The following is a 14,359-nucleotide window of genomic DNA, read 5'->3' as shown; positions in this document are numbered from 1 at the left end:
ATAACGGTATGGTTAGCCAGCCTGCCATAGCTATGGAAGAAAACAGTGTTCTGGATTTGAGCACTCACCGAATTGGATGCCAGCAAGATAACGGCTGGCATATGTCGCCAGCATGTATTATCGGCCATGTTCGCGATCATTGCGTTCCCCCGGTAACTTGTTGCAAGCGATTCATTTTGTCGTATTGCCGACTAATTTTCCGAATCACCAATCCCTCTGCATCACTTACTTCTTCCTTAATCCGATTTCCCTTCAAATCAAGTGTGTAGTGAATCTTATTTCCTCGACTATCGGTCACATCTGTCAATCGGTGTGCGTCGTCATATTCGTAGCGAATATATGATTCATCCGGATTGACCACGGCCTTCAACTGCCCCACTCCATCGTATTCGTAACGCGTTACGTGCTTGACTCCCCCGGCCTCAACAGTTTTGGTTTCGAGCCAACCTCGCGGATGATATGTCAGATCGGTGGTCACCTTATTTGGCTCGATAATACGGCCAACCCTCCCATTTGCATCATAGTTCGATAACGTCGTTATCTGAGCGAGGGCGTTGGTTATTTTTTCCAAATTACCCTTCTGATCGTAATCATAAATGGTTGTGTATTTATTTGGATCGGTGGCCGTGGCAATTCTTCCTGCAGTATTATATGTGTAGTTCCACACTCGGAATTTCCCTAACAATACAGCGGAAAATTTTTTGCTCCCATCGCTATCGTCCGTCGCCTCTTGTCGCCTTGAAAGCAAGTTTCCTTGGTTATCGTAAGTGTTAATGGTGATACGTTTTGGCTCAGCTATCCTGACTGGCAAACGGAATTTAGGATGCCATTCGGTCGAGATCGTTCTAGGTGCCGTCGTTCCGTACGCTTCAATACGTACTTTCTCCAGGTTGCGGGTGAGGTTATATTGATAACTTGTTTTACCCCCATTCCAATCCTCAGTCTGTGAAACGTTGCCGTTGGCGTCGTACAGCCTGGACTTGAAAAGTCCACACCCCACACAGGAACCGCTTAACTTGGAATTCTTTACGTCATCCAGCACTCTCTTGTATGTGAGTGTACTCGTCACAGTGCTTGGAGCGTCCGGAGACCCGATATACTCAGTAACGGTTCGCCCCATGTTGCTGGAATAGGTGATCCTGACCTTGTCTACACCGTTTCCCAAATAGGAAGATGTAGCGCGACCCATGCAATCGTATTCCCAAGTGATATAACGCTGACCGTTCTCGTCAATAAGTCCAGTCAATGCATTGAGCGACACATCACCTGCCCCGGAAAAATCTCCTGAGGAACAGGACTGTCCACTATTGATTTTGGCCGATTCGTGATAAAAGTAAGTGCGACTTTTCTCGTCTGGAAAAGTAACTTTCGTTAGATTATTTGCTGAGCAGCTCGCGCCGCCGAAGCCAGGCCCCAAACATCCTCCGGATACCCCATCGTACTCATACAGGTAAGATTTTCCGTTCGGATCGATCACTTTTGTAATTCGGCCAGCCGGATCATGCTCGAACTGGATTTGCTGTCCCCACTGATCTGTTACGCAGAGCAGCCTCCCGCTGGGTAGAGTCTCACCGTCCTGCACGTGTGAGCAAACTGGGGCGTCAGCAGGCCACCTGGATATGGCAGTGTTATTCGTGTCACCGCTACTGTATGTCAAACTCTGTCGAGCACCTGCTCTCGAGCTAATCGAAATTAATTTACCGCCCGCATCGTAACGTTCAGTGAAGTCGCCAGGCGCTGCTGTGTAAGACCAGCCGACGATTGCCTTAGATGTGGAATCGTATAGAGGTGCAATACGGTCGTTTGTCGCAGCACCGCTTACCCATTCGCTATTTATCAGCTTGAAATAGGACCGCTTACCGTTGCCGCGCAAAATAGAGATAGCAGAAGGGTTGTTCGTGAATTTCGTGTAAAGGAATGGTTCACACCAAATGAATTCAGTATCCATACGTTGCCAACACTGCTTACCCCACGCATCCTCAGACGTTGGGGGGGGCTGCTCGTGCCGGAGCATAGCATCGTATCGAAAAACCCAATTGGCACCGAAACTATGCATGCCACGAGTTTCTTCGCTAAGAGGGGAACTGTTATATGTCCGTTTTACCTCGAGTCCGCCTGGAGCAACTGCCGCAAAATCCGTTTCCACGTGCCACATATTTCCCGTAGCGGGATCGATCGGTTCACCGAACTGTGGACCATCTTTACTATTGCAAACGTCGCAATCCGGTGGGCCGACGTTCGTTGGGACTACTTTTTGAACCTCAATGCATTGTTGCACATCGGCAAACCACCGTGCCGGTGGCTGGCATTCGCATTTAATCGTTGCGATATTTAGGACAAGTCCCTTTGAGCTAAAAGGGTATGAGAAATCGCCACCGCAGATTGCCCACCCGGCGGTAGCCGGGATGTCTACGCTCTGGACAGAGTACCACCAAAGGCAATCTAATTGCTCCTGGGCAACATAATCACTGTCAATTTCGCCAGTTGCATGCCATGGGACGACACGTGGGTTAGAATAACCTGGATCTGGCGCGGCTAACGCGTTATGCGCATTCATAGAACCAATACACGCTTCGGCATGCGAACCTACTTCAGTCCAAACTAATTCGTTCCGGCCGGGTTCGAAAAAGGCGTACCGTGGCTTCACCTCAGGCGGTTGAGATGGAAGTTGCGCCCAAGCACTGCCCTCACCAAAACAAAACATTATAAATATTCCACATAGGCATATCGGCCAAGAAAAGGCTCGCGACTTACCGGCAGGAAAAAATAGTTGTTTCAAATAAATTGTATAGTTTTTACCGTAAGGTGAGTAATTCTTCATTTTATTTTCCGAATTCACGAAGCAAGTTATCTTAACGTTTGCACAGAGGAAAAGAAACAAGCCAATTGTCAAATTTTCTTTTCCTCACCTAGACGTTTTGTAATCTGTCATGAATCGTTTATAAGCAATCCCCATTCGGTTATCTATGATCCATGCATAGATACCCACCGTGGGTAGATTGACTTCAAATCTCGAATACACGAACAAAAAAAAGGAGCCCATCGGGCTCCTTCCATCAAGCGGCTTTCGCCTCTTCCTTCCTTCGCTGCAGCACGAAAATCGGCTGCGCCCACTGCGTGTCCTTCTTCTTCTTGCTCGTGATGAGCGTCAGTTCCGAAGGATCGTAGACGTCGGTATTGTGCGTCAGCGGGGTCGTCATCAGGTACTGGGCGTCGGTATTCTTGAGGAACTCGCCGACCAGCTGGATGTTGCGGATGTCCAGGTGGGCGAAGGGTTCGTCGATGAAGACGAAGCCGCCGGAACCTTCTTCCGACTTCAGCAAGCCGATCAACAGCACCAGCGACTTCATCACCTGCTGGCCGCCGGAGGCCTCGCCGTCGTTCATGCCGATCTGGTCCTTGCCGTCAAACTTGAAGCGCACGTGCAGGCCGGCTTGCGCCAGTTGCACGTCGTCGTTCTCGAGGCGCACCGGGTCGGCCTGCACGTCGATACCCGCCAGAGCGCCCAATTCCTTGATGTTCTTCGAATAGGTCTTGATGGTATAGCGCAGGCGCTCGATGTAGGCGCCACGGGCGTTGCCGGTCGCTTCGATCGCACGGTTGTTCTGGTAGCGGCGCTCCTCGGTCTCCACCTGGCGGCCGGCCAGCTGGTCGTTCAGGCGTGCGTACTGGTCGATGACGGTGGCGTCCAGTTCCCAGTCGTCGCGCGCCAGGGCGTGCTCGAGCGAGGAAATGCGCAGGTTGACCTGGTGCGCGTTCTGGTGCTGCGACACCAGCGCCGCGCGCCGTGCCGGACGGCGCCAGCTGGCCGGGATATTGCGCCAGCCGCGGCGCAGGGCCAGCAGCGCCTTCGCGTGTTCGGCACGCTGCTCGATCTGGCGGCGGTGGTTCAGGCGCAGGCCCGCTTCCGCTTCCGACAGCGCCATGCGCGCGTTCTGCCAGACCGTGTCGGCGCGGGTGCGTGCGACCGTCGCGTTTTTCGTCAGCGTCTGCAACTCGCCCAGGCGCGCGCCGACTTCCGTGCGCTCGGCCTTCAGCGGCGCGATCGAACGGGTCGCTTCCTCGAATTCGGCCTGGCGTGCCGCCAGTTCCTTGGCCGCGTCCACACCGGCGATGCGCGCCTTCAGGGCGCCCACTTCCGCCGCGAGTTTGCTGATAGTGAGCGTCAGCGCGTCTTCCTTCGCTTCCAGCGCAGGGAGCGACTTCTGGATCGCCTCTAAACGCTGGGTCTTGCCCGCAGCGCCGAAACGGTAGCGCGAGGGTTCGACGAACAGCGAGCGGCCGCCGCGGCGTTCGCGGTGGTAGGCGTCCGGCGTGATCCACTCGTCGGTGCCCGACTTGAAGCCGGCGTCGACGGAATCGACACGGTCGATGCGTGCCAGCTGGTCGATCAGCCAGCCAGGGGCCGGTGCCGAGAAGTTCACCACCGACAGCAGGCTGTCGTCCTTCATTTTCGGCGCGTCGATGCAGTCCGGGACGATGAAGTGGCGATAGCGCTCCTTCTCCGCCAGACGGTAAGCCGCCGGCGCATCCTTCGCGCGCTCGAGCAGCACGACCGAGGCATAACCGCCCAGCACGCCCTCGACGGCGCCCTGCCATTTCGGGTCCGTCACTTCGACGATATCCGACAGCATCGCGTGCGGGATGCCCTCGTCGCGCAGCGCACGGCGCATCAGGCGCTGGGCTTCGGGCTCCGGCATCGCGCTCTTGCCCTGCAGGGCGGAGATGGTCGCCATTTCGCCGGCGATCTTCGCCGTGATGGCTTCGCGCGCGGCGCGCTGGCGTGCCAGTTCCGCTTCCTTTTCTTCCAACTGGGTCGCGACTTCGGCCAGGTCCGCGCCGGCCTCCGCCGCCAGCTTTTGCAAGCGCTCTTTTTGCTCGAGCAGGTTTTCGAGCGGCTTGAGTTTCTGGTTGACGGCGGTCAGGCGGCTCGCCAGGACAGTGCCTTCCTGCTCGAGCAGGGTTTCCTGCTGCTGCGCTTCGGTCAGCGCGCGCTGTTGCGCGGCCAGGGCCTGGCGCTTTTCGTTCAGGATGCTGTCGGCCTGCGCCATGGGCTTGCGCTGCTCGCGCAGGTTGCGGCTGATCGCCGCCGCCTTTTCGCGCGCCTCGTGGTACTCAAGGCTCGGCAGCACTTCTTCTTTCAGATCGCGGCGTTCCTTGTGCAGGTCTTCCCACTGATGGTAGTTCGCCACGCGCAGGCGCAGGCCTTCCAGGTTGATGCGCGAAGTTTCCAGTTCGGCCTCGAAGCGCTTCAGTTCCGTCTCGGTGTCGCGCTGGTGGCGCTTGGCTTCGTCGTAGGCATCCAGCACTTCCTTGTCGCCGAAGACCTGGAACACCAGGTCGAGCAGCTGGCGCGGCGCGTATTCGCACAGTTTATCGGTCTCGCCCTGCTCCAGCGCCAGCACCTTCGACATCGCCGGCGACAGGCCGGCCGAAGCCAGGCGCTTGCGATAGTTCTCGACGCCGAGCCAGTCGGTGGCCTCGGTCACTTCCTCGATCTCGACATTCCCGGGGCGCATCAGGTACTGGCGCTTCCAGTCGCCGCCGTTCTTCTGCACCTGGCAGAAGAGCGTGACTTCGTCGTCGGCGAAGAAGCCGGAATGGCGGAACGGGCGGTTCGACAGCTGGCGCCCGACCGGCTTGTTGTCGACCACGGCGCGCAGCCAGGCGCTCTGCTGGCCGGAGTGGCGCGCATAGTGTTTATAGGTGCGGCCCATCGAGCAGTCCAGCCCGAACAGGGTGCGCAGCGCATCGAGCAGGGTCGTCTTGCCGGAGCCGTTCTGGCCGGCGATGGTGATGATCTTGGCGTCGAGCGGGATGTTCTTGATCCGCTGCCAGTAATCCCAGTGGACCAGTTCGAGTGATTTAATGTGGAACATGCTGTCTCAGTTCGAAGTGTCTGTTGGCTCGAGGACTTCGGCGTCGTTAGCCGCGTCGACCTTGCGCGGCACTGCCGCCAGCGGTGCGCGCTTGAACACGTCCGACAGCGCGCCGTTGATGATGCGCTCCTTGAGCACGTCGGTGTCCATCATCAGGTCGAGCAAGGGGCCTTCCAGGATGACGTCGCCGCGGCGCTCGATGAAGCCGAGTTTACCCAGCACGCCCAGGTTCATGTCCATGCGCGTCTTCTTGCCCAGCTTGTCGCCGAAGTCCGACAGCAGCGCCGTGTAGGAAATGCCGATCGAGGCGTCTTCCGCGCGCGGGATCGGGTTGTCCTTGTCGAACAAATCGTTCTGGTCGTCCGCCACCGTGGTGTGGGTTTCCTGGCGCTCGCGCTTGGGCAGGATGATCTGCGCCCACAGCACCACCAGCAAGGCCACGCCGTCGCGCGTCAGGCCGAAATTATTGTTTTGCCAGATGTCCTTGGCGCCGAAAATCTTCGGTTCGACATTGCGGTGCAGCGCGATGGTGACGTGGTCGGCATAGACGTTGTCGAGCAATTTGAGGCCGGATTCGAGCAGGCGCTTGTCGACTTCGGCGCGGAACTGCTCGTCCGACAGCGCGCGCTTGACCATCTTGTCGTCGCGGCGCAGGGTCTGGTGCGTCAGCAGCCGCGCAATCAGGATTTGTGCATCGTCATTCATGGGGCGTGCCGCTATCTAAATCTAGTGAAAGGGTTGCAAAGGACATGGCCGCCACTTCCGGATCGTCCAATTGAATCAGTTCGTCGCGTGCTTCGAAGCGGATCGGCAGGCGCGCCAGTTCGGCCGTGGCACCCTGCAGGCTGGCCTCGGCGGCGTCGCCCAGCAGCGGCAAGAGCGAGGCGCGGTAGGACGCGACGGCGAAGCCGGTCGGCAGCAGCGACTCGTGCAGCTGCACTTTTTGGGGCCGGTCTCCGAGAATTCCGGGAAGTTGCCGAGGTTGGCGAAGTCGGCCAGCTTGTTGATCCAGTCGTCGAGTTCCGCCTGCATGGCCGGGTTGTCGTTGACCGTGAGCGGCGCATCGGCACCGCTCGGCAGACCCCCGGGCCCGGCGACGACCACCCGTTCCGTCAGCAGTTCGGTCTCGGCGACGTCGATCATCTCGGCCGGCGTGCCGAACAGCGGCACCACCGGACGGTCGATCGCACCGGCGGCGAGGCTGGCCAGGTCTTCGTGCGCCAGCAGCCAGCGTTTCACGTCGGTGGTCGACAGGCCCGACTGGCCCAGGTGTACGCGCTGGCGTTCGATCTGGTTCAACGCACGAGAAAACATGCCTTGCATGTTCAAGAGCGCACTCTGGGCGCGGCCGATCGCCTGGGCCGCCTTGTGGGTGGCCGAATCGGCGCGTTCGTCGGAGGTGATCGCGCGCAGGATCACGGAGCCCTTCTCGACCCAGTCGCAGGCCATGTGCCACTTTGCCTGCGAGGTGCGCAGCTTGAATTCGGAACCGGAGGCGATCGCATCGCGGAATTCCTCGGTGAGTTCCACCAGGCGGCCCAGCAGGTGCCGCAACTGTTCGACGGTGACGCCGCCGACCGCCTGGGCGCCGGCCACCTGCGACAGCAGGAAGCCCATCTCGGCATCGTCTTCCTCGGGTTTGGCCAGCGCGATCAGGGTGTCCAGCGCCGAGAGCACGTTGCGCGCCAGCGGCGTGATGCGGTACACGGCCGAGGGCGCGTCCCAGGCCAGCAAGCCGTGTGAGCGCAGGCGATTGAGCACCGTTTCCGTGCTTTCCGGGATCAGGTAGGCCAGCTTCTGGTTGATGTCCGCGCGCGAAAAGGCGGAACTGGCCGTGTCGGCCGCCAGCTCGCGCAGCACCAGCAGGCGCACCAGCACGCCGTCCTGGCTGCCGTGGAACAGCGCCGAGAAGGCGGACAGCATCGGTTGCGCACGCTTGAGGTGGAAAACCTGCTCGATTTCGTCCGGAGCGATGCCATTCTGGAAATGCGCGGCGAGCGGATCGAGGGTGTCGATCTCGTCCTGCGCCACTCCATGGGGTTCCGCGGCGAGGGCCGCGCCTGCCTGTATGTCGATCATGTGGGATACCAGTTTCGCGAATGCGCAAAAATCCGGCAGCTTGTCGGCCGCCCGGCGTTTTTCGCGGGGGCGCCAGTATAACAGTTAAGGAAGGGCAACTAGCAGCGGAAAGCGGCCCGGGCTGGGCGGGTTGGCGAGAATGACACAGTCCCCAGGTTGAACGCGCTCAGCCCACGAGGATCAGGCCGGGTCGAGCGTCAACGCCAGCGCCGCGTAGGCACGGGGCGCCCACCCTACGGTCCGCGGCGCGGGTGGGCGGTGCCTGAGCCCGGGACGCTCACTTGCGCGTAATCTTCGTCACCGTCTGCTCGATCGTCTCGCGCTCGTCGTCGCGGAAGCGCAATTTCACCGGGTACCACTCCTGGCCAGGTGCCAGCCAGATGTCGACGCCCTCGCTTTTCCCCTCGGCGCGCGGCTGGCGCGTGACCAGCAGGGTGTCGAGCGCGCCCATCGCCGTCTGGATTTTCTCGCGCTTGACGACCTTGAAGGTCCGGGCTCGGCATCGCGGCGGCCGGCGACAATGAAAGTCCATTCGCTGCCCGGCTTGAAACGGGTGGCGCCGGCGGCGCGTGCCACCGAAGCGAGCTGCCAGGTCACCGAGGCGCGGTCCTGCTCGCCGCCCTTCATGGTGTACTGCTCCTTGCCCTCGGTAAAGGCGATGGTCTTGCCTTCGCGGTCGAAGCTCGTGGTGGTGGCTTCCTTGCGGTAGCGCTTTTCGTAGAACTCGCTTGGGGCCAGACCGTAAGCGTCGATCGTGCCGTGGCTGCGGTATTCGGTCAGTTTGCCGAGCAGGGAGACGCTGGCCTCGACGTTGACGTCGTACTTGCCCTCGTCCGCGCGCCAGGCGATCTGCGCGTCGCCCTTCAGGCCGAAGCCGCGCTGCTGGGCCGTCAATTCATAGGCCAGGTCGGCCGATGGCGGCAGCTCGACCGCATGTTTGGCGGGCGCGGCAAGCGCCAGGCCCAGGTTGAGGGCCAGCGCGGCAAGCAGCCCGGTCCGCATCCAAAAATTGCTTCGCATTATCGTTTTCCGTTATCGGTGAGGGCTATATTATTCACGGTTTGCGTGGTCACTGCACCGTTGGACTCGGTATTGCGAATCTGCACCGGATACCAGCCCTTGTCCGGTGCCAGCCAGACGTCCAGCCTCGAGCGGTAGGAGCCTTCTTTCGGCGGACGCGACAGGTGTACGGTCTGCAGGCGGCCGAGTTTGGTATCGATCTCCTCCTTGCCGACCACGACGAAGCGGAACACGACCGCGTCGCGGTCTTCGCCCACCTGGATATCGATGTCGCCGTTCAGTTGCGTAGGGTCGCCCCGGGCGATCGCCGCCAACTGCAGCGGCACGCTGGCCTTGTCCTGAGCGCCGGCCGTCAAGGGCACGTTCTTCTGCGAGGAAGAAAAAGTGATCTTGTTGCTGCCCCAGTCGAAATGCGTGGCCGTCAGTGCCCGGCCGCGGCGCTTTTCCGTCATCCTGACCGGCGCAAACCCGGTGGCGCCAAGCGCCCCTTCGCTGGTCAGCACCGCGAGATTGACGCGCGTAAATACGATGCGGATGCCGGCTTCGAAATCGATGCGGTAGCGGTCGTCGTTGAAAGTCCAGGCAAGTTGCGCTTCGCCGCTCCAGCGGGTGCCGTCGGCGTCGACCCGGGCGACGTCCAGCGTCACCCTGGCCGGCGGCGGCACGTCGACCTTGTAGCGGCGCGGCTCGGGCACAGGCGGCGTGGGTGCTGCCTCGGGTGCGGCGGGCTCGGCAGCGGCAAGGGCCGTGGACTCGGGTGGCGGGTTGCCCTCGCCGGCGCCGCCCTGGCCCGGCTCGACCGCGGGCGCGACGGCGTCGTCCACAAGTGCGGGAGGCGCGGCATCAATCGGCGCCAGCTCCGGCAAGGGCGGCGGCGGTGGCGGCTTGGGCAGCGGCAGCGGCACTGCAGCCGGCGGCGGCGTGGGCGTAGGCAGCACGCGCACCTGCACCAGGTCCATCCCGGGCATGGCAGCCGGCATGCGCGGCAGCCCGACCTGGCCCATGAACGAAAACAGCAGTGCGTGCAGCACCACGATCAGCGTTCCGAGGAGGACGGGGCGGCGCCGGCTTGCGATGTAGGAAACAATACCCATGACGACTAGTGTAACCGCCCGCGTCCGGGCTTGCTGTCCGGCAGTCTGTTCCATGCCTTTGTACGCGTGTTATTTATCTGCTACGCTAGGAGCCCTCATGAAGCCCATGGCCTGCGGACTTTGCCAGGCGCTTCCCATCACACCAACACGACCACTATCGGAGACCACCATGCTCAAACCTCCCTCGCAGAACGTTCCCGGCATGACAGATACGCTCGAGTTCGTGAAGAATTTGTGGGGCGGCATGGGCGTGCCCGGGGTCGGCATGTCGGGAATGGGATCCTCCAGCCTTGGCGTGCCCAGCATGTCCACCGAGGACCTCGACAAGCGCATCGCCGACCTGAAGGCCGTCGAAAGCTGGCTCAACCTGAATCTGTCGATGCTGCGCACCTCGATCCAGGCACTCGAAGTGCAGCGCGGCACCCTTGCCGCCTTGAAATCGATGAGCGACAGCATGGCCCAGGCCATGAGCAAACCAGGCGAGCAGACCGCGTCCCTGCCGCCCTTCGCCGCTTTCTTCGGTGCGAATGGCGCCCCCCGGGGCGGTACCGGCGCCGCGGCAGCCCAGCCCGGGGCCGATGCGCCCGCGCCCGACGCGGCGATGCCGGCTGCAGTTGCGTGGTGGAACATGTTGCAGGACCAGTTCCGCCAGGCGGTGAGCAGCGCGATGCCCGCCGACGGCACGGCCGGCAACCAGGCGGCCCAGGTCGGGGCGCGCCCGACCCGGCGCCGCGCGCCACCACGGGTGGCGATGTCGGCGGCACGCCAGGCACCTCGGCACCGAAACCGGGGCGCACGAAAGCCGACAAACCTTAATCATCCGGCACTTAATCGGTCTTGCCGCGCCCGTCATTTGATTTGACGGGCATCACACCGCTATCCGCCGTGCTGAACTTGACAGCGCGGCCCGGACCTCCCGCCGCCGCGTTCTCACGTTGGAGGCCGGCATGTCCGCCACTGATCAGTTCCACAACCTTCCCCGCGATTTTTCCTACCTGTCGGCCGAGCAAGTCGCCGACCTGCGCCGCAAGCTCGAGAGTGCCGGTTGTCCGGTGCCGCCGCGCGCCCACACGCTCGACGAACTGGGCAGCGCCATTGCCGCCTTCCGCAAGCAGCAGGACATCGACACGACCGGTCCGCTCGACGAAGCCACCTGGCGCCGCCTGAACGCGCACAGCGGCAGCGTATTCAGCGAAGTGTTCCAGAACGAGCTCGACCTGCTGCGCCCCGCCGTCGCGCCTGGCAGCGCGGACGATGTACACCCCGCCTGCACGGGCGAACTGCTGGGACGGGCGCATGGCGCCCAGCTGGCCGGACTGGTTCCGTCCGGCGGCGGCGTGCGCTCGGCCACCTTCAACCTCGGCGCCCTGCAGGCGCTGGCCGAAGCGCGCCTGCTGCGCGACTTCGATTACCTGTCGACGGTGTCGGGAGGCGGCTTCATCGGCGGCTGGCTGTCGAAATGCATCCGCGAGCGGCGCGGCGACGTGGCCGCCGTCGAGGCCCTGCTCACGCCCGGCGCGGCCGGCCAGGCGGTGGCGGCCGAGCCGGTCGAGATCCAGTTCCTGCGCCAGTACAGCAATTACCTGTCGCCCCGCAGCGGCACCTTCAGCGCCGATACCTGGACCCTGATCGGCACCTATGTGCGCAATACCTGCCTGAACCTGGCGATGCTGGTGGCCTGGCTGTGCGCGCTGCTGCTCCTGCCCCGCTTCGCCGTCTGGGCCGTGCACCGGGTCATTGGGCCGCGAGCGCCCCGGGCCACCTGGTCGGACGCCATCTGGCTGGCCGGCACGCTGCTGTTCCTGTTCGCCGTGTTCTGCATCGCCCTCTCCATTTCGAGCAAGCCGGAAAGCTCGCGCGGGCTGCGCCGCTTTCCGCTGCAGCAGGGGGGCGGTGCTACGCTACGTCAACCTGCCGCTGCTGGCGGCCGGTTTCCCTCGTGAGTATCGGCCTGTGGCGCCATGGCGGCGTGGTGCCGGCCGTCTGGGAAGTGGGGCTGCCGGCGCGCTTCCGTGGCTGGGGGGGGCTGGCTGCTGGTGCCGGGACTGGTCTACTTCATTGTCTGGGCCAGCGGCTGGTACCTGGCGCACGACCGCACCAGCCCGTATCGCGCCGCCGGCTACGTCATCTGCGGCGCCGGCGCGGCGGCCGTCGCCGCCATGTCGCTGTCGGCCGCGCTGGAATTCGCCGCCGGCGCGGTCGCCCACTTCGTGCCGATCGACGTCGCCCAGCTGCTGGCCTGGCGCGTTTTTCCCGGGCTGTGCGCCGTGCTGCTGCTCCATGGCCTGGGACTGGCGCTGGAACAGAAATTGCGCCGCCACCGGCCGATCCCGGACATCTCGCGCGCCGAACTGCTCGAAGGCCTGGGCCACTTCCTGTGCGCGATCGGCGCGCTCGCGGCCGGTACCCTGCTGCTGCTGGCCGGCCTGGCGCTGCTGCCCAATCCCGCCGCGCATCCGATTCTGAACAACGCCATCGCGCTGGGCAGCTTCGGCATGCCGCTGATGACGACGCTGTTCTCGGTGACGATGACGCTGATGATCGGCCTGATCGGCTCCCTGTACAGCGACGCCAGCCGCGAGTGGTGGAGCCGCCAGGGCGCCTGGTCGACGATCTTCTCGCTGGGCTGGGTGGCCATGTTCGGCATCGCCTTCTTCTGCGCACCGCTCCTGCACTGGGCCTGGCTGACCTATGAACCGATCGCCAACGCCGGCACCGCGCTCGGCTGGCTGGTGATGACCTGGATCGGCCTGAAGGCCGGCAGCGGAAGCGCCACCGGCTCGCGCGACGGCAACTGCGCCAAGCGCGAAATCGTCGCGCGCCTGGCGCCCTACTTTTTCACGATCGGTATCTTCGCGCTGCTATCGAGCCTGGTGCAGGCGGTGGTGGCGCTGCCAGAGGTGCGCTGCCCGGCACCGGTGTCGCTCCCCTGCGTCTACGCGGCGCACGCAAACGCCACCCTGGCCACCGATGGCGGCACCCTGCTCATCGCGTTCGGCTGCTTCCCCGGGCGCGGCGCTGCTGCTGGGCTGGCGCGTCGACATCAACAAGTTCTCGCTCTACATGCTGTACCGGAACCGACTGGTGCGCGCCTATTTCGGCGCCAGCAGCGCCGCGCGCAAGCCGCATCCGTTCACCGGCTTCGACCCGGAAGACGACCCGCAGCTGGCCGACATGGCCGACCAGCGCCCCTACCACATCGTCAACACGGCGCTGAACCTGGTCAGCGGCGAAGAACTCGCGTGGCAGACCCGCAAGGTCGCCGCCTCGTTCGCCTTCACGCCACGCTTCTGCGGCTTCGAGATGCCGCTGATGCCGGCGCAAGGGGCGACGCCCGGCGTGGCATCTACCGGCCCACGCGCGAATACGCGTCGAAGTCGGGCGCCGGCGACGACGACGCCACCGTGCGCCTCGGCATGGCGGTGGCCCTGTCCGGCGCCGCGGCCAGTCCGAACATGGGCACGCACTCGTCGCCGCCGCTGAACTTCCTGATGACGATGTTTAACGTGCGCCTCGGGCGCTGGTGCCCGAACCCGCGCAAGGCCACCTGGACCCACTCCTCGCCCGGCATCGGCCTGTTCAGCCTCATCGCCGAGCTGTTCGGCATGACCAACGCCGACGCCAACTACGTCTACCTGTCCGACGGCGGCCACTTCGAGAACCTGGGCATCTACGAACTGGTGCGGCGGCGCTGCCGCCTGGTCGTCGCGGTCGATGTCGCCAGCGACAAGGAGATGGCTTTCGAGGACCTGGGCAATGCGATCCGCAAGTGCGCGACCGACCTGCATGTGAGCATCGAGATCGATGTCTCGAAGATGGACCTGGTGAAGGACACGGGCCTGTGCGGCGCCAGCTGCGCCGTGGGCGCGATCCGCTACAGCCACGTCGATCCGATCGGGGTCGACGGCACCCTCCTGTACATCAAGCCGGCGATCGTCGGCTCCGAGAACGCCGACGTCCTGAATTATCGGAAGGCGAATCCCGCCTACCCGCACCAGAGCACGGCCGACCAGTGGTTCGACGAGGCGCAGTTCGAGAGCTACCGCGCGCTCGGCTACCACATCACGAAAGCAGCGCTGGCAGGGGCGGCGGGTGCATCGGAGATGGCGGGCGGCGGGCACGATATCGCGGCCCTGTGCGCGCATCTGATGCGGCCGCATGGGCTGGCGCTGGCGGAATCGACATCCGGCCGAGCCCCGTCGAGCGAAGCCGCATGCGGTAACGAACTGCCCTTGTAGGGTGGGCACCCCGTGCCCACGCGGTACGCACTGTGCTTTCGACCCGCAG

At 63.0% G+C, this 14,359-nt stretch carries 10 protein-coding genes; 4 read left to right on the top strand and 6 right to left on the bottom strand.

Features of this window, described 5'->3' with window-relative positions:
- Nucleotides 1–136: 136 nt before the first annotated feature.
- From G4G31_RS06900 to G4G31_RS28920, 5 genes are all read right to left on the bottom strand, one after another.
- Nucleotides 137–2,893 (bottom strand): DUF6531 domain-containing protein, encoded by a 2,757-nt coding sequence (locus G4G31_RS06900; RefSeq protein WP_182990814.1) that lies wholly within the window; start codon nucleotides 2,891–2,893, stop codon nucleotides 137–139.
- Between the two features lie 163 nt (nucleotides 2,894–3,056).
- A complete protein-coding gene (locus G4G31_RS06895; RefSeq protein WP_182990813.1) occupies nucleotides 3,057–5,879 on the bottom strand; it encodes an ATP-binding protein in 2,823 nt (940 codons plus the stop codon).
- A 6-nt stretch (nucleotides 5,880–5,885) separates the two neighbouring features.
- Complete coding sequence (locus G4G31_RS06890) at nucleotides 5,886–6,584, bottom strand: hypothetical protein (RefSeq protein WP_182990812.1); 699 nt, start codon at nucleotides 6,582–6,584, stop codon at nucleotides 5,886–5,888.
- A 75-nt stretch (nucleotides 6,585–6,659) separates the two neighbouring features.
- Complete coding sequence (locus G4G31_RS06885) at nucleotides 6,660–7,958, bottom strand: hypothetical protein (protein ID WP_229425418.1); 1,299 nt, start codon at nucleotides 7,956–7,958, stop codon at nucleotides 6,660–6,662.
- Between the two features lie 277 nt (nucleotides 7,959–8,235).
- Nucleotides 8,236–8,490 carry a DUF3108 domain-containing protein gene (locus tag G4G31_RS28920; protein ID WP_374011279.1) on the bottom strand — a complete coding sequence of 85 codons (255 nt, stop codon included), beginning with the start codon at nucleotides 8,488–8,490 and terminating at the stop codon, nucleotides 8,236–8,238.
- Between G4G31_RS28920 and G4G31_RS28915 the strand changes: the two genes are divergently transcribed.
- On the top strand, nucleotides 8,479–8,667 hold the full coding sequence (locus tag G4G31_RS28915) for a hypothetical protein (RefSeq protein WP_374011278.1): 189 nt from the start codon (nucleotides 8,479–8,481) through the stop codon (nucleotides 8,665–8,667). The two genes, G4G31_RS28920 and G4G31_RS28915, sit on opposite strands and share 12 nt — an antisense overlap.
- 310 nt (nucleotides 8,668–8,977) lie before the next feature.
- Here G4G31_RS28915 and G4G31_RS06875 read toward each other — a convergent pair whose 3' ends face one another.
- Entirely contained in the window at nucleotides 8,978–10,072 is a 1,095-nt protein-coding gene (locus G4G31_RS06875; RefSeq protein WP_182990811.1) for a DUF3108 domain-containing protein, read from the bottom strand.
- A 169-nt stretch (nucleotides 10,073–10,241) separates the two neighbouring features.
- On the opposite strand from G4G31_RS06875, the gene G4G31_RS06870 reads away from it, so the two are divergent.
- From G4G31_RS06870 to G4G31_RS06860, 3 genes are all read left to right on the top strand, one after another.
- A complete protein-coding gene (locus G4G31_RS06870; RefSeq protein ID WP_182990810.1) occupies nucleotides 10,242–10,934 on the top strand; it encodes a PhaM family polyhydroxyalkanoate granule multifunctional regulatory protein in 693 nt (230 codons plus the stop codon).
- Nucleotides 10,935–11,019: 85 nt separating this feature from the next.
- The gene (locus G4G31_RS06865) at nucleotides 11,020–12,015 is read left to right on the top strand and encodes a patatin-like phospholipase family protein (protein ID WP_182990809.1); all 996 of its coding nucleotides are present in this window, start codon (nucleotides 11,020–11,022) and stop codon (nucleotides 12,013–12,015) included.
- 69 nt (nucleotides 12,016–12,084) lie between these two features.
- Entirely contained in the window at nucleotides 12,085–14,310 is a 2,226-nt protein-coding gene (locus G4G31_RS06860) for a hypothetical protein (RefSeq protein WP_182990808.1), read from the top strand.
- Nucleotides 14,311–14,359: the final 49 nt, after the last annotated feature.

The organism is Massilia sp. Se16.2.3 (genome assembly GCF_014171595.1).
Lineage (GTDB): Bacteria > Pseudomonadota > Gammaproteobacteria > Burkholderiales > Burkholderiaceae_D > Telluria.
Note: the sequence above shows the minus strand (reverse complement) of the source record. Positions and strands in the feature narration are given on the sequence as shown.